14 protein-coding genes are annotated in these 22,580 nt (G+C 69.5%); 5 read left to right on the forward strand and 9 right to left on the reverse strand.

Features of this window, described 5'->3' with window-relative positions; all coding sequences use genetic code 11:
- Positions 1 to 2 precede the first annotated feature (2 nt).
- The 3 genes from ABD866_RS10985 to ABD866_RS10995 all read right to left on the reverse strand — a co-directional run bounded on the left by ABD866_RS10985 (position 3) and on the right by ABD866_RS10995 (position 2,933).
- Positions 3 to 806 carry a DUF1365 domain-containing protein gene (locus tag ABD866_RS10985; RefSeq protein WP_345064656.1) on the reverse strand — a complete coding sequence of 268 codons (804 nt, stop codon included), beginning with the start codon at positions 804 to 806 and terminating at the stop codon, positions 3 to 5.
- On the reverse strand, positions 803 to 2,104 hold the full coding sequence (locus ABD866_RS10990) for an NAD(P)/FAD-dependent oxidoreductase (protein WP_345064658.1): 1,302 nt from the start codon (positions 2,102 to 2,104) through the stop codon (positions 803 to 805). The genes ABD866_RS10985 and ABD866_RS10990 overlap by 4 nt, the downstream gene beginning before the upstream one ends.
- A gap of 250 nt (positions 2,105 to 2,354) precedes the next feature.
- A complete protein-coding gene (locus ABD866_RS10995; RefSeq protein ID WP_345064661.1) occupies positions 2,355 to 2,933 on the reverse strand; it encodes a glutathione peroxidase in 579 nt (192 codons plus the stop codon).
- 198 nt (positions 2,934 to 3,131) lie between these two features.
- Between ABD866_RS10995 and ABD866_RS11000 the strand changes: the two genes are divergently transcribed.
- Complete coding sequence (locus ABD866_RS11000) at positions 3,132 to 4,097, forward strand: MerR family transcriptional regulator (RefSeq protein ID WP_345064664.1); 966 nt, start codon at positions 3,132 to 3,134, stop codon at positions 4,095 to 4,097.
- On the opposite strand, the gene ABD866_RS11005 is transcribed toward ABD866_RS11000, so the two are convergent.
- From ABD866_RS11005 to glnE, 6 genes are all read right to left on the reverse strand, one after another.
- Entirely contained in the window at positions 4,060 to 5,259 is a 1,200-nt protein-coding gene (locus ABD866_RS11005) for an HD-GYP domain-containing protein (RefSeq protein ID WP_345064667.1), read from the reverse strand. The genes ABD866_RS11000 and ABD866_RS11005 overlap by 38 nt on opposite strands.
- Before the next feature lie 89 nt (positions 5,260 to 5,348).
- Positions 5,349 to 8,486 (reverse strand): efflux RND transporter permease subunit, encoded by a 3,138-nt coding sequence (locus ABD866_RS11010; protein WP_345064670.1) that lies wholly within the window; start codon positions 8,484 to 8,486, stop codon positions 5,349 to 5,351.
- A gap of 12 nt (positions 8,487 to 8,498) precedes the next feature.
- A complete protein-coding gene (locus tag ABD866_RS11015; protein WP_345064673.1) occupies positions 8,499 to 9,671 on the reverse strand; it encodes an efflux RND transporter periplasmic adaptor subunit in 1,173 nt (390 codons plus the stop codon).
- Between the two features lie 89 nt (positions 9,672 to 9,760).
- Positions 9,761 to 11,179 (reverse strand): efflux transporter outer membrane subunit, encoded by a 1,419-nt coding sequence (locus ABD866_RS11020; protein WP_345064676.1) that lies wholly within the window; start codon positions 11,177 to 11,179, stop codon positions 9,761 to 9,763.
- On the reverse strand, positions 11,176 to 11,910 hold the full coding sequence (locus ABD866_RS11025) for a CerR family C-terminal domain-containing protein (protein ID WP_345064679.1): 735 nt from the start codon (positions 11,908 to 11,910) through the stop codon (positions 11,176 to 11,178). Before ABD866_RS11025 ends, ABD866_RS11020 begins: the two co-directional genes overlap by 4 nt.
- A 57-nt stretch (positions 11,911 to 11,967) precedes the next feature.
- Positions 11,968 to 14,751: a bifunctional [glutamate--ammonia ligase]-adenylyl-L-tyrosine phosphorylase/[glutamate--ammonia-ligase] adenylyltransferase gene (gene glnE / locus ABD866_RS11030; RefSeq protein WP_345064682.1), complete on the reverse strand. Its 2,784-nt coding sequence runs from the start codon at positions 14,749 to 14,751 to the stop codon at positions 11,968 to 11,970.
- A gap of 95 nt (positions 14,752 to 14,846) precedes the next feature.
- On the opposite strand from glnE, the gene ABD866_RS11035 reads away from it, so the two are divergent.
- From ABD866_RS11035 to ABD866_RS11050, 4 genes are read left to right on the forward strand one after another with little or no spacing between them, the layout of a single operon-like run.
- The gene (locus tag ABD866_RS11035) at positions 14,847 to 19,019 is read left to right on the forward strand and encodes a YhdP family protein (protein ID WP_345064685.1); all 4,173 of its coding nucleotides are present in this window, start codon (positions 14,847 to 14,849) and stop codon (positions 19,017 to 19,019) included.
- 2 nt (positions 19,020 to 19,021) lie between these two features.
- Positions 19,022 to 19,837, forward strand: a complete 816-nt coding sequence (locus tag ABD866_RS11040) for a carbon-nitrogen hydrolase family protein (protein ID WP_345065028.1) — start codon at positions 19,022 to 19,024, stop codon at positions 19,835 to 19,837.
- Positions 19,834 to 21,900 carry a two-component system sensor histidine kinase NtrB gene (locus ABD866_RS11045; RefSeq protein WP_345064688.1) on the forward strand — a complete coding sequence of 689 codons (2,067 nt, stop codon included), beginning with the start codon at positions 19,834 to 19,836 and terminating at the stop codon, positions 21,898 to 21,900. Before ABD866_RS11040 ends, ABD866_RS11045 begins: the two co-directional genes overlap by 4 nt.
- On the forward strand, positions 21,900 to 22,529 hold the full coding sequence (locus ABD866_RS11050; protein WP_345064691.1) for a response regulator transcription factor: 630 nt from the start codon (positions 21,900 to 21,902) through the stop codon (positions 22,527 to 22,529). Before ABD866_RS11045 ends, ABD866_RS11050 begins: the two co-directional genes overlap by 1 nt.
- Positions 22,530 to 22,580 lie beyond the last annotated feature (51 nt).

The following is a 22,580-nucleotide window of genomic DNA, read 5'->3' on the forward strand; positions in this document are numbered from 1 at the left end:
GATCAACGGGTCACGATCGAGGCAGGCGCCTCGGGTTTGCGGTGGAAGCGCACGCGTTTGGCCCACAGCTGCAGTGCATGCCAGTGGATGCGGGCAATCACGGCCAGCGTCATGGCCGGGTAGCCCCAGAGCGCTCGGCGCAGGGTGGCGGGCGTGACGGGTTCGAGCGTGCCGCTGACGCTGGTCTGGATCAGCGGGCCTTGGTCGTCGTCGTAGTCGATGCGCACCACTGTACGGCCGGCCGCAGCGTCGGGGCTGCCGGGCGTGCGCATGAATCGGAAACGATAGCCGCCACTGACCTCGCAAAACGGTGACACGTGGAAGACTTTGCGCGCCGCAAGCTCCTGGCCGTAGCGCGGCTGCTGGTCGAGCAGGTAGCAATGCCGCTCGCCGAACGTGTTGTTCACCTCGACCAGGATGGCACGCAGACTGCCGTCCGGTCGATGGCAGTACCAGAAGCTCACCGGCTTGAATGTATAGCCCAGCACGCGCGGGTAGCAGTGCAGCCAGACCTCGCCTGTGGCATCGTCGATGCCTTCGGCGCGCAGCAGACCGTCCAGCCACGCGAGTGCCCCGCCCTGCTCGGGGCCACGCCCATCACCATGATCGCAGTCGTGAAAGCTGATGGCGCCCCTGCGGTTCACCGCCAGCGCACCCGAATGTGCGGCGAGACGCCGCATCGGCAGCATCAGGAAAAACGTGGGATAGGCGAACGCGTGCCGCCGAGGGCGCAGCCGCGTGTGGCGCACCTGCCCGAAGCCCAGCAGCGGGCCCGTGGCGCGTACGTCTGCCGCCGCTGTGCTCACGCAGCCTCCGCCAGGGTGTGGGGCGCAAGGGCCTGCAGCGAACGAGCGACGGCCATGCCGGACTTGAGTCCGTCTTCATGGAAACCGTAGCCCATCCAGGCGCCGCAGAACCAGGTGTGGTGGCGGCCCTGCAACTGGCCGACCAGTTGCTGGGCCCGGATTGCTGGCAGGTCGAAGACCGGATGCGCGTACTCGTATTCGCCCACGACGGTGGCCGGGTCGATGGGACGCACGGGATTGAGCGACACGATCACCGGTTGCTCGAACGGCAGAGGCTGCAACTGGTTGAGCCAGTAATGCAGGCACACCTGAGCCGACTCCCGGTCGGACGCTTCGGCCCGTTCGTAATTCCAGGCCGCCCAAGCGGTACGTTGCTGCGGCAGTACCGAGGTGTCGGTGTGCAGGACCGCGCGGTTGGGCTGGTAGCGGATCGCCCCCAGCACGGCGCGCTCCTGTAACGTGGGCGCCGCCAACAGGGCCAGCGATTGGTCGGAGTGCGTGGCCAGCACCACATGGTCGAAGTGTTCGACGAGGCCTGCCGTGTGCACGCGCACGCCCGCGTTGTCACGCTCAATGCGCAGTACGGGGGTCGAGAGGCGCTTGTCGGCAATTCCGGACAGGATGCGCTCCACATAGTGGCGTGCGCCGCCCGTCACCGTCCACCACTGCGGCCGGTCGTTCACCTGGATCAGCCCGTGGTTGTGGCAGAACCGGATCATGGTGGCCACGGGGAACTTGAGCATCTGGTCGGTGGGACAGCTCCAGATGCAGCCCAGCATGGGCAGGAAGTACCAGTCGCGGAAAGCCTCGCCAAACCGGTGCTCCTGCAGGAACTCGCCCAGCGGCTGCATCAACGACTGTTCGGCGTTCGCTTCGGCAATGCGGGTGCACAGCCGGTTGAAGCGCAGCAAATCCATCAGCATGCCCAGAAAGCGGGGGCTTGCGAGATTGCGGCGCTGCGCGAACACGGTGGACAGGTTGGAGCCGCTCCACTCCAGCGGCCCGCGCCCGGGGCGCGGCGCCTGCACCGAGAACGACATGTCGGACTTGGCCGTTGCCACGCCCAGTTCGGCCAGCAGGCGGATCAGGTTGGGGTAAGTGCGTTCGTTGAAAACCAGGAACCCGGTGTCCACGCCGTGGGTGACCGTGCCGCGGGCCGTGGGCAGCGTGACGTCTACGGTGTGCGTATGACCCCCGAAGTAGTCACCCGCCTCGTAGAGGGTGACATGCGCGTGGTCTTTCAGGAGGTGGGCAGCTCCCAGGCCCGAGATGCCGGAGCCGACGATCGCGACTCTCATGGGCGGCTCCCTGCCGGAGCGGCCCGGAATAAAAAGGTTGCGAAGCGTCCCGAAACGAAAAAGAGAGGGAGGGAGGAGAAGCGCTCCAGGAGGTCAGTCGGGACACAGGGGCCCGAAAGGCTTCGCAACGTCAAACTGGTGGGGCGTGTGCAGCGCCCTGTTGTGGTCAAGAGTGAGGGCGCCCTGCGAAAGTTCCAGGGGCGCTGCAGAAAATTTTGAGAAAAAGGGACAGCATGGGGCATGGGGCACCTCAACGGGAGGGAGCAAGGGCTAACTGCTGCTCGATCGCGCGGACCAGGCCGCGGCTGTCGGGCGCAGTGAAGCTGGAGTAGCTGTCGATGACCTTGCCGTCCCGGCCGATCAGGTACTTGTGGAAATTCCATTTGGGCGCCGTGCCCGTCGCTTCGGCCAGCTGTCGGAAAAACGGGCTGGCCTGCGGCCCCGTCACCTGGCTCTTGGCAAACATCGGAAACTTCACGCCGAAGGTGTTTTCGCAGAACTCTGCGATCTGCTGGTTGGAGCCGGTTTCTTGCGAGAAGTCATTGGACGGGAAGCCCAGTACGACCAAACCGCGGTCTTTGTATTTGGCGTGCAGCGCTTCCAGGCCCTTGTACTGCCCCGTGAACCCGCAGTAGCTGGCCGTGTTGACCACCAGCAGCACTTTGCCGGCGTACTGGCACAGCGATTGCGGCTTTTCATCCTGCAGGCGTGGGAAGGTGTGCTGCAGCACGCCGGGGCAAGCGGCCGCGCTGCCGGCTACAGCCGGGGCGGGAGCGGTCGATGCGTTGGCCTGCGCCGCGGGCAGCCATGCGGCAGCCGCCAAGGCCATCCCCCAGGTTCTACCGAGGCGCCAGTAACGAGAGAATCCGGGCATTCCAACCTCCACCGTCTGTTGTTCTGGACAATTTAACCGCTTCATCATTTTTTGTCCACTGCAGTTGTAATTTGTACTGATTGGTTTACGCGGCAAGCACGCCTTTGGATGCACCGCGGGTGAACTTTCTTGCCTGTTTTGCTGGAGCTGCCCATGACCGAGTATTCCGCCGGCCCCTCGCAGGGCTGGCCCATTGCCGCCGTGGAGCGTGACACCGGGCTGCCCAAGGACACCCTGCGCGTCTGGGAGCGGCGGTACGGATTCCCGCGGCCGCAGCGCGATGCCGCCGGTGAGCGGCTGTACCCGACCGAGCAGGTGCACCAGCTGCGCATGTTGCGCCGCCTCCTCGATGCCGGACACCGCCCCCGGCACATCGTGGGCTTGCCGCTGACCGAACTCCAGGCGCTCGATCCGTCGGGCGGCAGTGCGCAACCGACCCCGGCAGCCTGCGCCCCCGTTCATCGGCAGGAACCGGCCCTGCTGACGGTGCTGCGCCGCCACGATGCGATGGCTCTGCAAGATGCGTTGATGCAGGCGCTGCGTGTGCAGGGAGCGGCTGCGTTCGTGGTGCAAACGGCAGCCCCAGCTGTCGAAGCCGTTGGGCAGGCCTGGATCGAGGGTCGGCTGGAGGTGTTTGAAGAGCACCTGTTCACCCAGACCTTGCTGGCTGTGCTGCAGCAAGCGTCTGTGCCAGCGCCCGGTGGTCCACCGCTGCGAGGGCCGCGGGTCGTGCTCACCACCCTGCCGCAAGAGCCCCACGGACTCGGCCTGCAGATGGTGCGGGTGCTGCTGGCCAGCCTGGGCAGCGAGGCCATCGTGCTGGGGCCGCAGTTGCCGGTGTCCGATGCGCTGCGGGCGGTGCAGGCCTACCGGGCCGATGTGCTGGCCCTGAGTTGCACCGCGCTGGTGCCTGATCGCGCGCTGCACGCGGGGCTGCAGCAGTTGCGCGCGGGGCTGCCCGCGGATGTGGTGCTATGGGTCGGGGGGGCACACCCGCGCTTGCGCAAGGCCTTGCCCGAGGGCGTGCAGGCCATCACGGATCTGGCCTTGCTGCCACAGGCCGTGCAGGCCTGGCGCGAACTCAAAGCATCGCCAGCAGGCGCTCCAGCGACAGATTGACGCGCACGTCCTTGAGCGCTACCACCGAGGCAATCTTCCACTGCGACAGCGCGGTATCGCGCGGAATAAACTCCCCGGTGGCCATGCCCTGGCGGTTCATGACCACGGCCACGCGCGGCGTGGTGGCGCTGGCACCGCGGCGCAGTACCACGGCCACCTCTTGCGTGATCAGCCGCACGAAGGAGCCCGGCGGGTACACCCCCAGCGCCTTGACCAGGGCCGCACCGGCTTCGTCCACCTTGCGTTCCTCGTCGTAGTAGCTGGCCTGCATGGCCGCGGTGGCGGGCATGGGCCAGCGGTTGGCGCGGGGCGCGAGGCGGGCGGCAAACACGTCGGCGCGCTGCACCAGGCGGGCCATCTGCTGCGCGGGGCTGCGATCGGCCAGCGGGCCTGGGCTGCGGTCGTGGTGGCAGCGCACGGCTTCGAGCCAGTCGGCGTCCTGCACGCCCAGCGAATGCAGCACGGCCTCGGAGCGTGCAGCGTGGTGCTGGATCGAGGCAATCTGGCGGCTTGTCAGCGGCTGTGCCTGCTGGGCGAGCTGGTCCTGCAGCTCGGTCATGCCGATGTTCATGCTCAGCGCCACACGGCCCACCTGCAGCACGCGCACCTCGGGCCAGCGCAGCACCGAGCGCGCGGCCAGCATGCAGGCGCAGCTCACCAGCATGGCGTGGGTAGCGCTGTACATGCGCGTTTCCTGGGTCGACAAATACACCAGCGCGAGCAGCGTGGCATCGGGTGCCTGGGTGCAGCGGCGCACCAGCTCTTCGTGCAGTTGCTCGAACCGGAGCAGAAACTCGCCCTCGTCTGGCGCGCGCAGCAGGCGCGTGGCGTGCAGCTGCAACGCGGGCCAGTCGAGCGACTGGCGCTCCTCGCGCTCGCGGTCCCGGTGTGCGACCGGAATCTTGACCGCCGCCAGCTCGCCCAGCGAGGTGTCGGCCATCAGCATCTTCTGCAGCTGCGCCAGGTAGGCGCGGTGGCTGTCGCCCGACTCGTCCACGTCCACGCACAGCTGGCGGCCCCGGGCGACCAGACTGTCGAGTTCCTCGCGGCTGCCGATCACATATCCGCGGCCGGCCAGCAGCACGCCGTCGGTGCCGCGCAGCATGAAGGGCAGCGGCTGGCCGATCTGGATCGTGTCGATGTTGAGCGGGACGAGGTTCATGGCGGCCGGTGCGGAGCCCGCCGATTATGTAACGCCAGGGTGCACTGTGCAGGCAGGAACGCGGGGCAGAAGCCCCGCAGTTTTCCCGATTACGCCGAACCTGTCTTGGGCGGCACAGCCGGCGCTGGCTCTACGGGTGCGTCCCGGTGGCCGATGCGCCGGCCCAAGCGCAGCAGCCATTGGCCCAGGTCGTCGATCCAGGTGAACACCGCCGGAATCACCAGCAGGCTCAAGAAGGTCGAGGTGATGAGCCCGCCGATCACCGCCACAGCCATGGGCGAGCGGAAGCTCGCATCGGCCGCCCCAAAGCCCACGGCAATCGGCAGCATGCCCGCGCCCATGGCCAGCGTGGTCATGATGATGGGCCGCGCGCGTTTGTGGCAGGCGTCCATCAGCGCATCGAAGCGGCTCATGCCCTGCTCGCGCCGCGCGACGATTGCGTACTCCACCAGCAGGATGGAGTTTTTGGTCGCAATGCCCATGAGCATGATCAGCCCGATCAGCGAAGGCATGGAGAAGCTCTTTTGCGCCATCAGCAGGCCCACGAAGGCACCGCCCAGCGACAGCGGCAGCGCGGCCAGGATGGTGACCGGGTGCAGGAAGTCCTTGAACAGCAGCACCAGCACGATGTAGATGCACAGCACGCCGGTGAGCATGGCCAGGCCGAAGCTGGCGAACAGCTCGCCCATGACTTCCGCGTCGCCCACCGTCACCTGGCGCACACCCGGCGGCAGGTTCTGGATCGACGGCAGCGCCTCGACCGCCTTGGTCACCTCGCCCAGCGGCAGGCCCGACAGCTCGATTTCGAAGTTCACGTTGCGGGCGCGGTCGTAGCGGTCCACCACGGCCGGGCCGGCGCTGAACTCCAGCGTGGCCACCTGCGACAGCAGCACCGGCCCGCGCGCGCCCGGCACCGTCAGACGCTCCAGCACGGCCAGGTCCTGGCGCGCACTGTCCTGCAGCTTGACCACGATGGGCACCTGGCGCGAAGCCAGGTTGAGCTTGGGCAGCGCCACGTCGTAGTCGCCCAGCGTGGCAATGCGCAGGGTTTCGGCAATGGCGGCGCTGGTCACGCCCAAGTCTGCGGCGCGCGCAAAGTCGGGGCGCACGGCGATCTCGGAGCGCACCAGGCTGGCCGTGGACGCCACGTTGCCCAGCCCCGGGATCGTGCGCAGGTCTTTCTCGACGGCCAGCGCCGCCTGCGACAGGGCCTGCGGATCGTCGCCGGTGAGCACGAGCACGTACTTCTCGCCCGACCCACCCAGGCCGACCTTGCTGCGCACGCCGGGCAGCGGCTCCAGCGCGGTGCGGATGCGGTTTTCGATCACCTGCTTGCGGGGCCGGTCCCCACGCGGGTCGAGCAGGATGGTCAGCGTGGCCTTGCGGGTTTCGGCTGTGCCCGCGCCCATGAACGGGTCGGCCCCGGCCGAGCCGCCGCCAATCGTGGTGTAGACGCTTTGCACATGGTCGAGCGCGGCAATGCGCTGGCGCGCGTCTTCGGCGCTGGCGCGCGTCTGGGCCAGTGTGGCGCCCGGGGGCAGCTCCAGGTACACCTGGGTCTGCGAGTTGTCATCCGGCGGGATGAAGCCCGTGGGCAGCAGCGGAATGAGCGCCAGCGACCCGGCAAAGAACACCGCCGTGGCCAGGAAGGTGATGCCGCGGTGGCGCACGCACCAGGCGGCCCAGCGCAGGTAGGTGGGCATCCAGCGCGGCTCGCGCTCGGCGTCCACGATGGGCTTGAGCATGTAGGCCGCCATCATGGGCGTGAGCATGCGCGCCACCACCAGGCTGGCAAACACTGCGAGCGCGGCCGTCCAGCCAAACTGCTTGAAGAACTTGCCCGCAATGCCGCTCATGAAGGCGGTGGGCAAAAACACCGCGATCAGCGTGAAGGTGGTCGCAATCACCGCGAGGCCGATCTCGTCGGCCGCCTCCATGGCCGCCTGCAGGGGCGTTTTGCCCATGCGCAGGTGGCGCACGATGTTTTCGACCTCCACGATGGCGTCGTCCACCAGGATGCCCACCACCAGCGACAGCGCCAGCAGCGTGATCACGTTGATGGAAAAGCCCAGCAGGTACATGCCGATAAAGGCCGGAATCACCGACAGCGGCAGCGCCACGGCCGACACGAAGGTGGCGCGCCAGTCGCGCAGGAAGAACCACACCACCACCACCGCGAGGAACGCGCCCTCGTACAGCAGTTGCATGGAGCCGTCGTATTCCTCCTGCACGGGCTGCACGAAATTGAAGGCCTCGGTGATCTCCAGGTCGGGGTGCTGTGCGCGCAATTCGGCCAGCGCCTGTTGCACGGCCGCGCCCACCTCGACTTCGCTCGCGCCCTTGCTGCGCGCGACCTCAAAGCCCACCACCGGCTTGCCGTTGAGCAGGGCCAGCGCGCGGGGCTCGGCAATCGTGTCCTGCACCGTGGCCACCTGGTCGAGGCGGATGGAGCGTCCGTCGGGCAGCGCCAGCGTCAGCGCGGCCAGCTCCTGCGCCGTCTGTACCGTGGCCAGCGTGCGCACGGGCTGCTCGGCGCCGCCCACGTCGGTGCGGCCGCCCGCGCTTTCGATCTGCACCTGCCGCAGCTGGCGCGAGATATCGGCGGCGGTGGCGCCCAGGGCCTGTAGCTTCAGCGGGTCGAGCGCCACATGCACCTGGCGGTCCACGCCGCCCACGCGGTTGACCGCGCCCACGCCGCGTACGGCCAGCAGCTTCTTGGCCACGTCGTTGTCCACAAACCAGGACAGCGCCTCGTCGTCGAGCCGCGGCGGCGCATCCGCACTGGCGGGCACCGATCGGATGGTGAAGGCCAGCACCGGCTGCGCGGCCAGGTCCATCTTCGAGACGATGGGATCGCGCACGTCACCCGGCAGGTCGCCACGCACGCGGGCCACGGCCGAGCGCACGTCGTCCAGCGCCTCTTGTGTGGGTTTCTCCAGGCGGAACTCGGCCGTGATCGTGGCCCCGCCGTCCTGTACCTTGGTGTAGATGTGCTTGAGCCCCTGCAGCGTGGCGATGCTGTTTTCGATCTTGCGCGCCACATCGTTTTCCAGCTGCGTGGGCGAGGCGCCGGGCAGCGCCACCGTGACCGAGATGGTCGGCAGATCGATGTCCGGGAAGTTCTGCACCTTCATGGCCTTGAAGGACAGCAGGCCGCCGAAGGTCAGCAGCACGAACAGCATCAGCGCCGGGATGGGGTTGCGGATCGACCATGCGGAAACATTCATGGCGATTGCTCCTTATTTTGTAGCGGCTTGTGCTTGACTTTGCTGGGTTGGAGCTTGTTTTGGTGCTGAATCGGCGGTGGTGACGCGCACCAGGTCCCCGTCGTTCAGGAAGCCCGCGCCGCGCACGGCCACGCGCTGGTTCGGCTCCAGCCCGCCCAGCACCTCCACGCGGCCGTCGGCGCGGCGGCCCGGCTGCACCTTGCGCTGCTGCACGCGCTGGTCGTCGCCCAGCACGAACACGTAGGCAAAGCCGTCGCGCACCACCAGCGCCTCTTGCGGCACCGTCATGCCGTCGGTTTGACCCAGCGCGAATTCGCCGCGCGCGAACATGCCCGCGCGCAGCCCCGGGTGCTCGGGCACGTCCACGTACACCAGGCCATTGCGCGTCTGAGGGTCCACCGTAGGGGCCAGCATGCGCACCGTGCCCTGCACGCTGGCACCACTGGCGGCCGTGACGTCCACACGCGTGCCGGGTTTCAGGCGACCCAGCTCGGCCTGCGTGACCTCGGCGCGCCATTCGAGGCGGCCCTTGCGCACCATGCGGAACAGCTCGGTACCCGCGCCCACCACCGCACCCACGGTGGCCGCACGGGCCGAGATCACGCCGCTGTCGGGCGCACGCACTTCGGTGTGCTTCAGACGAAGCTGCTGCACGCGCAGCTGCGCTTGTGCGGCCTCAACGCGTGCCTGCGCGGTCTTTTCGGCCGTGGCGTACTGCTGGATCTGCTGGGCACTGAGCGCGCCCGTGGTCTGTAGCGTGCGGGCGCGTTCGGCGTTGGCAGCGGCTTCGGCTGCCGCGGCCTGGGCTTCGAGCAGCGCAGCGCGCGCCTGGGCCAGCTCGGCCTCTACGGTCTCGGCCGCAAAGGTGGCCAGCACCTGACCAGCGCGCACGGTGTCGCCCACGTTCACGGCCACATGGGTCAGGCGCAGGCCGTTGCTCTCAGCGCCGATGATGGCCTCCTGCCAGGCGGCCAGGTTGCCGTTGGCCGTCAGGCGCTGGGCCAGGGCCGTGCGCTGGGGCGCCTCGGCCGTTACCGTCATGGCAGGGCGGCCTTCGCTGCGCGCGGGAGCGTCGCCTGCCGCACGCGTGGGGCTGGCCAGCAGGGCTGCGCCCGTGGCGGTGGCGGCCACCAGGGCCAGGGCGGCCCAGGCCGCAGGGGTCTTGTGCAAGAGGTTCAGTCGCATGGAATCGGCTCCATTCGGTGGGGGCGGCCTGCGGGGCCGCCGGGGGCACATTCAACAAAGGGGCAGGCATGGCCTGCGGTGTCATCGGGTCAGGGCGTACGGGTCTGTGCCGTCTGCGCAGCGCCCGCGGGCGGCTCCCAGCCACCGCCGGCTGCGCGATACAGCGCAATCCAGGCGCTTTCGCGTTCGAGCTGAAGCGCCACCAAGGCGCTTTGCGCTGCCAGCGCCGTGCGGCGTGCGTCTTCCAGCTCCACCTGGCTGGCCAGCCCGGCACGCCAGCGTGCCTCGGTGGCCTGCAGTGAGGTCTGGTAGCCCTGTGCAGCGGCGTCGGCACTGGCGCGACGCTCGGCGGTGGCCTGCAGTCGCACCAGCGCCTGCTCGACCTCGCCCACCGCCTGGCGCACCCGAGCGCGGTACAGGGCTGCAGCTTCGTCGTAGCGGGCCTGGGCCGCATCGACCTGTGCCGCGCGGCGGCCACCGTCGAACAGCGGCAGCTGCAGCGCCAGGGGGCCGATCGACCAGGTCGTGGCTTCGGTCGAGCCACCGCCCACGCGCACGGAACCCACGCCCACGGAGCCTTGCAGCGACAGCCGCGGATAGCGCTGCGCTTGGGCCGTGCCCACATCGGCGCTGGCCGCCGCCACGTCGCGCTCGGCGCTGTACACGTCTGGTCGCTGCGCCAACACCTGCGCAGGCAGTGACGCCAGGCCCATCAGCGATTCGGGGGGCAGCGGTGGGGCGGTGGCCGCGCGCTCCCGCAGTGCGGGCTCTTCCATGCCGGTCAGCGCGACCAGCGACTTGAGATCGACTTCACACTGCATGCGCTGCTGCACGGCGCGGGCGCGGCCTTCGGCGGCACTGGCGCGGGCGAGCGCGGCCGTGGCCGGGGGCGTGAAGCCTGCGCGCTCGCTGGCATCGGACAGGCGGGCCGTTTCGGCGCGCGAGGCTGCGTCGCGTTCGGCCACGTCCAGCTGCTGCAGGCACGAGCGCCAGCCGCGGTACTGCAAGGCCACTTCGGCGGCCACGCTCACGCGCGCCTCGTGCCACTGGGCCTGCGCGCCGGCCAGGCGCTCGCCCGCGGCCCGCGCGGCGGCCGTGTTGCCGCCCCACAGATCGATCTCCCAGCCCGCCTGCACACCCGCTTGCGCCGTGGTGGCCACGCGGGCGAGCTGCTCGCTGAAGCCGCGCGTGGCGCTGGCCTGCCCGTCGAGCGTAGGGCCCAGCGCCGCACGGGCTGTCTGCTGCGCTGCGCGGGCCTGGGCAAGGCGCGACGCGGCCTGCGCCACCGTGGGGCTGAGCGCCTGCGAGCGCTCGATCAAGTCCACCAGCAGCGGATCGTTCCAGCGCGCCCACCAGGCGGCCAGGCCGTCCACCGCGCCGCCATGCGGAAGCGGCGCATGCCAGACGGTGGCGGTGGGGGTGTCCACCCGGGCGGGTGGCGGAGTCAGGGCGCAACCGGCCAGCACCAGCGGTGTGCAGGCCAGGCCCCAGCGGAGCCAAGAGGTCATGGTGCAGGGTCCTTCCGTGGCAAGAGCAGCGGCGCAGGCAGGCCGCGCCGCAGGGTTTCGCTGTCGATCAGGGCCAGCGCGAAGCCCGTGAGCCGCTCGACCCAACCGCTCACCGCAGCCGGGCGGGCCAGGCGCGGCGCGACGGCTTCGAGCGCGTCGCGCTGGGTCCACATCTGCATGAGGAGTCCGTGGATCGTGAACACCAGCCGGTGCAGATCGTCGTCGGCGCGCGGCAGGCCCAGGTGCGCGCACAGCCGCTGCACCAGCGCCAGGTGCGGGCCGCGGCATTCGCGCTCGATCAGCTCAGGCCACACGTGGGTGGGCTCCAGCAGTTCGCGCACGTGCAGCCGGATCGCTTGGCGTATCAGGTCGTCCTGCTCCAGCGGCTTGAGCAGGGATGCAAAGTAGGCGTGCAGCACATCCGGCAGCGCGCGGCTGTGGTCCTGCAGCAGCGGCACCAGTGCACCGCTGCTGCCCAAGGGTTCGTAAAAGGTCGCGCTGTACAGACCGGCCTTGTCGCCAAAGTGGTAGGCAATCGCCGCCACGTTGCTGCCTGCCGCCTGCGCAATCGCGCGCACCGAGGTCTGGGCGTAGCCGCGTTCGGCAAACAGGGCAAAGGCCGCCTGCAGCAGCCGGGCGCGCGTGTCTTCGCCATCGCTGCGGGCGGTGCGCTGTGCGGCCGGGGCGCTGGCCGGGGGGGCAAGGACGCGAACGGGCGTGCGGGAGCTCATGCCCCGCATTACACCTCAAATTCAAACAGTTGTTTGAATTAACCGGAACAAACCGACTCAGCGCAGGGCTTTGCCGGTGGCCGGATCAACCGCTTCTGCGCCGAACACGCTGCGCCACAGCGTCAGAATGGCTTCGCGCTCGGCCTGCAGGGCCGGGGGCTCGACTTCGGTGGGCACCTCATCGAGCCGCGCACGGTGCTGTACGCGGCGCAGCTCCCGGTAGGCGTCGGCGGCGGCGTGCCCCACGCCGGGTGGCAGCAGGCCGCATTCTTCGGCACGTTGCAGCAGGGCGATATTGCCCACGTTGTCGCGCAGGCCCGGATGGCGGGCAGATTCGGCCAGCACCAGATATTGCACGGCAAACTCGGCGTCCACCATACCGCCAGGGCTGTGCTTGACTTCAAACTGCCCGGCCCGTGTGGGGTGTGCAGCGCACACCCGCTCGCGCATGGCGGTAATCTCGGCACGCAGTGCGGCCGGGTCGCGTTCGCTGGTGATCACGGCTTCGCGCACCGCGTCAAAGCGGGCTTGCAGCGCAGGGCTGCCCAGCACAAAACGCGCGCGCGTCATGGCCTGGTGTTCCCAGGTCCAGGCGGTGTTGCTGCCGCGTTGCTGCTGGTAGCGCGCAAAGGCCTCGAAGCTGGTCACGAGCATGCCCGAGCTGCCATTGGGCCGCAGCGCGGTGTCGATCTCGTACAGGTCGCCTTCGCCCGTCTTCACGGTGAGCCAGTTGATGAGCTTGCGCACGAAGGCCGCATACACCTCGGGCGCGCGATCGTCCTCGTCGTCGAACACGAACACGATGTCCAGGTCGCTGCCGTAACCCAGCTCTTTGCCGCCGAGCTTGCCGTAGCCAATGATGGCGAACTGCGGCGCCTCGCGGTGCCGGTTGCGCAGCCGGCTCCAGCACCACTGTGCGGTCACGCGCAGCACGCTGTCGGCCAGTGCGCTCAGGTCGTCGGCCACCTGTTCCACGGTGATGCGGCCTTCCACGTCGCGTGCCAGCGTGCGGAAGGTCTCGGCATGCTGGGCGCGGCGCAGCAGGTTCAGCAGGTTCTCGTCGTCGTCTTCGGCGGTGGACTGCAGCGAAGCCAGGCGCAGGCCCAGTTCGCGCTCGAATTCAGCGGCGGTGAAGCGCTCGTTCCACATGGCGTCGCCCACCAGCTCGTCGATCACGCCCGGGTGCTGCAGCAGGTAGCGCGCCGGCCAGCGCGCAGCGCCCAGCAGGTGCAGCAGCTGCTCGTGCACCGAGGGGCGCTCGAGCAGCAGCGCCAGGTAGCTTTCGCGGCGCAGCAGGGGTTCCAGCCAGTTGATCAGGCGCACGCAGGCGTCTTCGGTCACTCGCGCCTCGGCCAGCCACTGGGCGGTGCGCTGCACGATGCGCAGCAGGCGCGCGCGTGCTTCGTCGCGCAGTGCGGCCACGCGGGGGTGGTTGCGCCATTCGGCCACCCGGTCGCGGAATGCGCCCGGAAGCTGCTCGACGAGTGTGTCGAGTTCGGGCACGGGGGTGGCGGCTGCGCGCGGGCCGCCGCAGCCCCCACCTGAGCACTGCTTGGTGCTGCCGCCGAGTAGGGTGTCAAATTCCTGGGCTACGAGTTCGCGGTGCTCGTCCAGCGCATGCAAAAACGCACAGGTGTCCGGGTAGCCCAGGGTGCTGGCAATCCACCAGAGGTCGTCATCGCGCGTGGGCAGCACATGGGTCTGCTGGTCGTCCAGGTACTGGATGCGGTGCTCCACGCGGCGCAGGAACTCATAGGCCCGTGCCAGCGCCTCGGCAGTCTGCTGCGGCATGAGCCCGGCCTGCGCGAGGCGCTGCAGCGCATCCAGCGTGGGCCTGCGGCGCAGCTCTGGAAACTGCCCGCCGCGCACCACCTGCAGCAGTTGCACGGTGAACTCGATCTCGCGGATACCCCCGCGCGAGAGCTTCACGTCGTTGGCGCGTTCGGGGTGCCCCGCACTGCGGCGCGTGGCATGGTCGCGGATCTGGCGGTGCAGCAGGCGCAGCGCCTCGAACACGCTGTAGTCGAGATAGCGGCGAAACACAAACGGCAGCACCACCGCCCGCAGGCCCTGCACAGCGGGGCTGGACACGGCATCCAGAGGCGCCACCACCCGGCTTTTGAGCCAGGCAAAGCGCTCCCATTCGCGGCCCTGCACCTGCAGGTATTCTTCGAGCGCAGCCAGTGACACGGCTGCAGGGCCTGAGTTGCCGTTGGGCCGCAGCGCCAGATCCACCCGGAAGACAAAACCGTGCTCGGTGGTGTCGCCCACCAGGTGGTAGATGGCCTTGACCGCGCGACCAAAGTACTCGTGATTGGAGATCACCCCTCGGCCATCGGCGCGGCCGGCGGTCTCGCCGTCATGTTCGTAGACGTAGATCAGGTCGATGTCGCTGGACACATTGAGCTCGCGGGCTCCGAGCTTTCCCATGCCGATGATCCACAGCGCTACGTCCTGGCCCTGTGGCCCGCGGGGCGCGCCATGCTGGGCGTCCAGCTCCGCACGCGCCTGTTGGCAGGCCCGGTCGAGCGCCAGCTCGGCCAGTTCGGTCACGGCGCGGGTGATGTCGGCCAGCGGGGCCTGCGCTTCACAGTCTTGGCGGATCAGCCGCTCCATTACGAGCTGGCGCAGCATGCGCATGGCCGTGCCCAGGTCCAGCCCGCGTGCCCGCAATGCATCCAGCGCCTGGGCCATGCTCGCGCGGTCGGGGCAGCCAGGCGCCAGAAGCTGCAGGTCGGCCTCGTAGCGCCGTTGCAGGCGCTGCAGAAAACGCGAGTGCGCCGTCGGCAGCGCCGTCCAGTCGCGGCGTCCGCCGCAAGGGTCAAGCGCAGGCGACGACATGGGGCACAGGGGCTGGCACGCCCACGCAGACAGCGATTTGCAGTGAACCCGCTGCAAGGCCGCGGGTCATAATTCTTGCCACATTCCACCCCACCATGATCGAACCGACGCTGCATCCCACACGCCTATTGAGAATCGTGGCCGGGTTGGCGCGTTGGTCTCTGGGTCTGCTGCTGGCTTTCTGGCTGCTGCTGACCGCGGCGTGGGCTGCTTTACACGGCTGGATTGTGCCGCGTATCGGTGAGTTTCGCCCGCAGCTGGAAGCCCAGGCCACACGCGCATTGGGGGTGCCCGTGCGCATGGGCAACCTCAGTGCCCGCACCGAGGGACTGATCCCGTCGTTCGAGCTGCTGGACGTGGCCCTGCTCGACCCGCAAGGGCGCCAGGCGCTGCTGCTGCCGCGCGTGGTGGTGGCGCTGTCGCCGCGCTCGCTCCTTCACTGGGGTTTTGACCAGCTGTATGTCGAATCGCCCGAGCTGGACATCCGCCGCACCGCCCAAGGCCGGTTGCTTGTGGCCGGGCTGGAAGTGGCGCAAGGCGGCGGGGACAGCAATGCGCTGGCCGACTGGCTGTTCTCCCAAGGAGAGGTGATCATCCGCAACGGTACGCTGCGCTGGACCGATGAGTTGCGTGGCGCGCCGCCCCTGGCGCTGAATCAGGTGCAGCTGCTGCTGCGCAACGGCAACTGGCGACACCAGATGCGGGTGGACGCGACACCGCCCGCTGAGTGGGGCGACCGCTTCTCGCTCACCGGCCAATTCCGAGCGCCTTTGCTGCGGGCACGCGACGGCGACTGGCGGCAATGGAGCGGCCAGCTCTACGCCGACTTTGCTCGGGTGGACGTCTCGCGGCTGCGCCAGCACGCCGACTTGGGGGTTGAGGTGGCGGACGGCCGTGGCGCGTTGCGCGCTTGGGCCGATGTGCAGCGCGGTGTCATCGTTGGCGGCACCGCAGACTTGGCGCTGGCCGATGTGAACGCGACGCTGGGCGCAGGGTTGGAGCCGCTGGCGTTGTCCGTGGTGCAGGGGCGCGTGGGCGGCCGACGACTGGCCGGCGGATTCGAGTTCAGCACCCAGGGCCTGCAGTTCACCACGGCCGACGGCCTGGTGTGGCCCGGAGGCAATCTGCGCCTGACGTACACCGAGGCCACCGGGCGCCAGCCGGCGCAGGGCGAGTTCCGGGCCGACCGGCTGGACATTGGCGCGTTGGCCAGCATCGCGACCCGATTGCCCCTGGAGGCGACGGTGCATCGCGCGCTCGACACCTACACCCCTCAGGGCCTGATCGACGAGATTCAGGCCACTTGGCGCGGCCCGCTCGATGCGCTGCAGCAGTATCAGCTGCGCGGGCGCATGCATGGCTTTGCCCTCGCTGCGCCCGCCAACGGCCGCGCGGCGCATGTGCCCGGCCTGCGGGGCGCGCAGGTCGATATCGACATGAACCAGGCCGGTGGCAAGGCGACGGTGGGCATTCGTGCTGGCGCGCTGGTGCTGCCCGGCGTGTTCGAGGACCCAGTGCTCCCGCTCGACCGGCTTTCGGCGCAGGTGCGCTGGCAGGTCGATGGGGCGCGCATCAGCGTGCAGGCCAGCGACGTGGAGTTTGCCAATGCCGATGCCGAGGGCCAGGCCCGCGCCACATGGCGCACGGCGGACGTGCCCGCAGGGTCCGGACAGTCGCGTTTTCCGGGGGTGCTTGATCTTTCGGGCACTCTGAGCCGTGCCGACGGCACCCGTGTGCACCGCTATCTGCCGCTGACCATTCCTGCCGACGCCCGTCACTATGTGCGCGACGCCGTGCAGGCCGGGCGCGCAAGCCAGGTGCAGTTCAAGGTTCGGGGCGATCTGCACCACCTGCCCTTCAACGACCCGCGCCAGGGCGAGTTCCGCATCGCGGCCAAGGTGCAGGACGTGACCTATGCCTACGTACCGCCGCGCCTGCTACCCGAGGGCAGCCCCCGTTGGCCCGCGCTCACCCAGCTGGCGGGGGAGCTGATCTTCGAGCGCTCGTCCATGCAGGTACGCGGCGCCAGCGGGGCGTTTTCCAACACGCCGGGTTTGCGACTGTCCAAGGTCGAGGCGCGTATTCCCGATCTCAACCACACGGTGGTGGGCGTGAGCGCTGAGGCGCGCGGGCCGCTGGGCGAGGTGCTCACGCTGGTCAACCAGTCGCCGCTGGCGGCCATGACGGGCAACGCCCTGGCGCAGGCCACGGGCGCCGGCACCGCAGACCTGCAACTGCGCTTGTCGCTGCCCATCAGCGAACTGGCGCGCTCGCGGGTGCAGGGCAGCGTGCAGATGGCGGGCAACGAGCTGCGCATCACACCCGAGACGCCTGCGCTGACCCGCCTGCGCGGAGCGGTGCAGTTCACCGAGGCCGGGTTTTCGCTGGCAGGCGTCCAGGGCCGCGCGCTGGGTGGCGAGGTGCGCATCGACGGCGGTATGCGCCCGCAGGCCCCCAATGCGCCCGCCACCGAGCCCACGGTGCAGATCCGCGCGCAGGGCACGGCCACGGCCGAAGGGCTGCAGCAAACGCGCCAGCTGGGTGCGCTGGCGCAGTTCGCGCGGCTGGCCAGCGGCAGCGCGCCCTACACGCTCGCGCTGAACTTCCGCCGCGGGCATCCCGAGCTGTCGCTCAGCACCAACCTGCTAGGCATGGCGCTGGCCTTGCCGGCACCGCTGGGCAAACCGGCGGAGTCCAGCGTGCCCGTGCGGCTGGAAACCCAGATCACGCGCGAGAGTCTGCTCGCTGCTGCTGCGCCCCAAGGCGCAGCAGCCCCCCTGCGCGAGACCGTGCAACTCGATTGGGCTGGCGCAGGCGCTGCCCAGTACCTGCGCGAGTGGAATGGCAGCACCGTGCGCGTGCTGCGCGGCTCCATTGGCCTGGGGCTTGCGCCGGGCGAATCGCCCCCAGCGCCTGTCGAAGGCGTTGCGGCCAACCTGCAGTGGAACGCGCTCGATGTGGACGCGTGGCGGGCCGTACTGGCCCGCGTGGCCGCGGCATCAGGTGCGGCGACCGCGTCCCCGGGCACCGCTGCGCCCGAGGCCGCCATGCTGGCTGCGGCCTCGGGCTATGGGCCCACCACGCTTGCGCTGCGCGCCCGCACGCTCACCGCGCAGGGGCGCACCTTCCGCAACGTGGCCGCGGGTGCGCAGCGCACGGCCGATGCCTGGCGCGCGAGCGTGGCCGCCCAAGAGTTCAGCGGCTATGTCGAATACCAGGACGCGCCGCGCCCTGGCGCGGCGGGGCGGCTGTACGCGCGCCTGTCGCGCGTGAACCTGCCGCAAAGCGATGCGCACTATGTGGACGGCTTGCTCGACCAGCCGCAGGGCGATCTGCCAGCCCTGGACCTGGTGGTGGACGACTTCGAGCTGCGCGGGCGTCGCCTGGGCCGTGTGGAGATCGAGGCGCAAAACCGCGGCGGCGATGCCGGCCCGCGCGAATGGCGGCTGTCCAAGTTCAACATGGCCACGCCCGAGGCCACGCTCACCGCCACCGGCAACTGGGCCTTGCTCGGGCAGGCGGGGCTTGAAGGGCGCGCCACGGAAAAGCGCACTGCGCTGAGCTTCAAGCTCGACATTCGCGACTCAGGCGACCTGCTCACGCGCTTTGGCATGCCCGGCGTGATGCGGCGCGGCAAGGGCCGCATGGAAGGACAGATTGGCTGGATCGGCACGCCCATGAGCCCGGACTACCGCAGCATGAGCGGGCAGATCCACCTCGACCTGGAGGCCGGGCAGTTCCTCAAGGCCGACCCGGGGCTGGCCAAGCTGCTGGGGGTGCTGAGCCTGCAGTCGCTGCCGCGGCGCCTCACGCTCGACTTCCGCGATGTGTTCAGCGAAGGCTTTGCGTTCGACTTCGTGCGCGGCGACACGCGCATCGAGCGGGGGCTGGCCACCACCAACAACCTGCAGATGAAGGGCGTGAACGCCGCCGTGCTGATGGAGGGCAGTGCCGACATCGACCGCGAAACGCAGGACCTGCGCGTGGTGGTGGTGCCCGAGATCAATGCGATGACAGCCTCGCTGGTGGCCACAGCCATCAACCCGGTGATCGGCCTGGGCAGCTTTTTGGCGCAGGTGTTCCTGCGCGGCCCGCTGATTGAGGCTGCGACGCAGGAATTCCGCATCGACGGCACCTGGACCGATCCGCGCGTGGTGCGTGTGCCGCGGCGTGCGCGCGACACAGATGCCAACCCTGTGGCCGCGCCGCCACCAGCGAGCCCGACCCCTGCCGCCGAGCCTGCGCCCCGCACCGGAGAGCCTTCATGAGCCTGACCGTCGCCGCCTTGCAGATGGTGTCTGCCCCCGAGCCTGCGCGCAACCTGGCCAGCGCAGCTGCGCTGCTGCAGCAGGCGGCCGACCAGGGGGCCATGCTGGCCGTGCTGCCCGAATACTTTGCGGTGCTGGGCCACCGCGACACCGACAAGCTGGCGCTGCGCGAGCCGTTCGGCGCCGGACCGATGCAGGACTTTCTGGCCTCCACCGCCCAGCGCCTGGGCCTGTGGATCGTGGGTGGCACGCTGCCGCTGGTGGCCGACAGCCCGGCGCATGTGCGCAACAGCACCCTGGTGTTCGCGCCCGACGGACGCTGTGTGGCGCGCTACGACAAGATCCATCTGTTCCGCTTCGAGCGCGGCGCTGAACGCTTTGACGAAGGCCGCACCATCGAGCCCGGCCAGACGCCGGTGCAGTTTGATGTGCCTGATGCGAATGGGCGGCCGTGGCGCGTAGGGCTCTCGGTCTGTTACGACCTGCGGTTTCCGGAGCTGTACCGCGCCCACGCGCAAGCTGGTGCCGAACTGCTGCTGGTGCCGAGCGCTTTTACGCACACCACGGGCCAGGCACACTGGGACGTGCTGCTGCGCGCCCGCGCGATTGAAAACCTCGCCTATGTGGCCGCGCCGGCGCAAGGCGGGCTGCACGACAACGGCCGCCGCACCTGGGGCCACACGCAGATCATCGACCCCTGGGGCAGCGTGCTCGGCTGCCAGCCGGAAGGCGAGGGCGTGGTGCTGGCCGCGCTTGACGCGCAGCACCTGCGCGAAGTGCGCAGCCAGTTGCCGGCCCTGGACCACCGCGTGCTGTGAGCGCCGCCATCCTGCCCCCACCGCCGTTGCCCGGGCCGCGCAGCCGTTGGCAGCGCTGGCGCAGCGCGTGGCGCCGCTGGTCGCTGTGGCTGGCACTGGTGGGCCTGGTGCTGGCCATGCTGGTCACGCAGGTGTGGCTGGCCGAGCGCTACGAAACCAGCGAAGTGCAAAGCCGCATGGAGCGTGATGCGGCCGATGCGGTGTCGGATGTGCGCAGCGCCCTCACACGCAACCTGCAGAGCCTGCAGGCCCTGCACAGCGGAGATCCCAGCCTGCTGTCGTGGGAGATCCAGGCGGGCGAGATGTTGCGCCAGCACCGCGAACTGGTGCGCATTGAATGGCGCGACGACCGGATGGAGTTGCGCACCCACGCGCAATCGCCCTACCGGCCGGTGGCCTGGGACCAGCGGCTGCGGGGCAGCAACCAGTCGGAGGTGGCCGTGGCCTGCGCCACGGCGAAGCGTGTGGGCACGCCCGCGTACTCGGGCAGCTACTTCCAACCGCATGGCGACGGCCTGGGCTCCGAAATGATGGAGCTGTGCCTCCCGCTGAGCCAGTCGGGCAAGTCGCTGGGGTATCTGGTGGCCACCTACAGCCTGCAGAGCATGCTCGCCAACCTGGTCGGGCAGAGCCTCACGCGCGGCCAGGAGGCGTCGTTCACCGAACCCGACGGCACGCGGCTGGCCGTGCTGGGGGCCACGCGGCGCGGCTCGCGCATGTTCACCGCCCAGCACCTGCTCGACCTGCCTGGCAACACGCTGGTGCTACGGCTCGATGGCTGGCACAGCCCTCCGAGCCTGTTTCCGAACGTGCTCACCGCGCTGGTCACGGCCATGTCGATTGCGCTGGTCACCGTGATGGTGGTGCTGGTCCGCGACAACCGCCGCCGTCTGCGTGCCGAGCGCGACCTGGCCGATGCGCTGGCGTTTCGCAAGGCCATGGAGGACTCGCTGGTCACCGGCCTGCGTGCGCGCGACCTGGAGGGGCGTATCACCTATGTGAATCCGGCGTTCTGCGAGATGGTCGGCTTCAGCGCCCAGGAGCTGCTGGGCCTGAGCCAGTCCGCACCCTACTGGCCGCCCGAGCGTGTGGAGGAATACCGGCGTCGCCAGGCGGTGCGCTTTGCGGGCGAGATTCCGCCGCGCGAGGGCTTCGAGTCGGAGTTCATGCGCAAGGACGGCACGCGCTTTCCGGTGCTCATCATCGAAGCGCCGCTGATCAATGCCCAGGGGCAGCACACGGGCTGGATGAGCGCGTTCCTCGACATCAGCGAGCAGCGCCGCGTGGAGGAACTCTCGCGCGCCTCGCAGGAGCGCCTGCAGGCCACGGCCCGCCTGGCCACGGTGGGCGAGATGGCCTCGCTGCTCAGCCATGAGCTCAACCAGCCGCTGGCGGCCATCTCCAGCTACGCGACCGGCTCGCTCAACCTGCTGGAGCAGGCCCACGCCCAGGCGCCCGCGGCGCTGGGGCCCGATTTGCAGGACGTCTCCATGGCCGTACGCCAGATCGCGCGGCAGGCCGAGCGCGCGGGCAAGGTCATCAAAAGCGTGCACGACTTCGTGCGCCGCCGCGACCAGGCGCGCGAGGCCGTGAGCGCGCAGGCGCTGCTCGACGCCATCCTGCCGCTGGTGAGCCTGCAGGCGCGCAAGCTGCGCGTGCAGGTGCAGACGGAGCTTGCCCCAGACCTGCCCGTGGCCTGGTGCGACCGCACCATGGTCGAGCAGGTGCTGCTCAATCTCGCGCGCAATGCCATGCAGGCCATGGACGACCCGGCCATCACCGATCGGGTGCTGCAGCTGCGCGTGCGCCGCGCGGCCACCGGAGCGCAGGGCGGCTGGCTGGAGTTCAGCGTGGCCGATCGGGGTGGCGGCATTCCGCCCGCGGTGGCCGAGCGCTTGTTCACGCCCTTCTTCACCACGCGCACCGAGGGCATGGGCCTGGGCCTGAGCCTGTGCCGCACTGTGGTCGAGCAGCATGGTGGATACCTCGGATTCGCCGCCCAGCAGCCCCGTGGTACGGTATTCACCTTCACCCTGCCCACTGCCCCTGCGCCTTCTGCCTGATGGAACCCCTGCCCAACGCCACCGTGTTCATCGTGGACGACGACGCCAGCGTGCGCGAGGCGCTGGCCTGGCTGCTGCGCTCGCGCAGGCTGCCCAGTGAATCGTTCGAGAGCGCTGAGGCGTTCGAGGCGGCCATGGCCACGCGCGCGCCGCAGCGCCAGCCCTGCTGTCTGCTGCTGGACGTGCGCATGCCCGGCATGAGCGGGCTGGCCCTGTTCGACCAGCTGATCGCGCGCGGCAGCCTTGCGCAGATGCCGGTGATTTTTCTGACCGGCCATGCCGACGTGCCCACCGCGGTCGATGCCGTCAAGCGCGGCGCCTTCGATTTTTGTGAAAAGCCCTTTTCCGACAACGCGCTGGTGGACCGCATCGAGCAGGCGCTGGCCCGCTCGGCCGCCCACCTGGCCGCGCAGGCCCAGCGCAGCGGCGTGCAGGAGCGCCTGGCCGAGCTGACCGAGCGCGAGCGCGACGTGATGGATCTGGTGGTGGCAGGCCTGCCCAACAAGCTGATCGCCGACCAGCTCGACATCAGCGTACGCACGGTGGAGGTGCACCGCGCCCGCGTGTTCGACAAGATGCAGGTGAAGTCGGCCGTGGAGCTGGCCAACCTGCTGCGCGACGCGCGCTGACCGCCCGCATGGGGCGCCGGCCTGCACCTGGGTGGCTGGATCAGGATCGCG

The organism is Acidovorax lacteus, from assembly GCF_039540375.1.
In the GTDB taxonomy this organism is placed as follows: domain Bacteria; phylum Pseudomonadota; class Gammaproteobacteria; order Burkholderiales; family Burkholderiaceae_C; genus Acidovorax_G; species Acidovorax_G lacteus.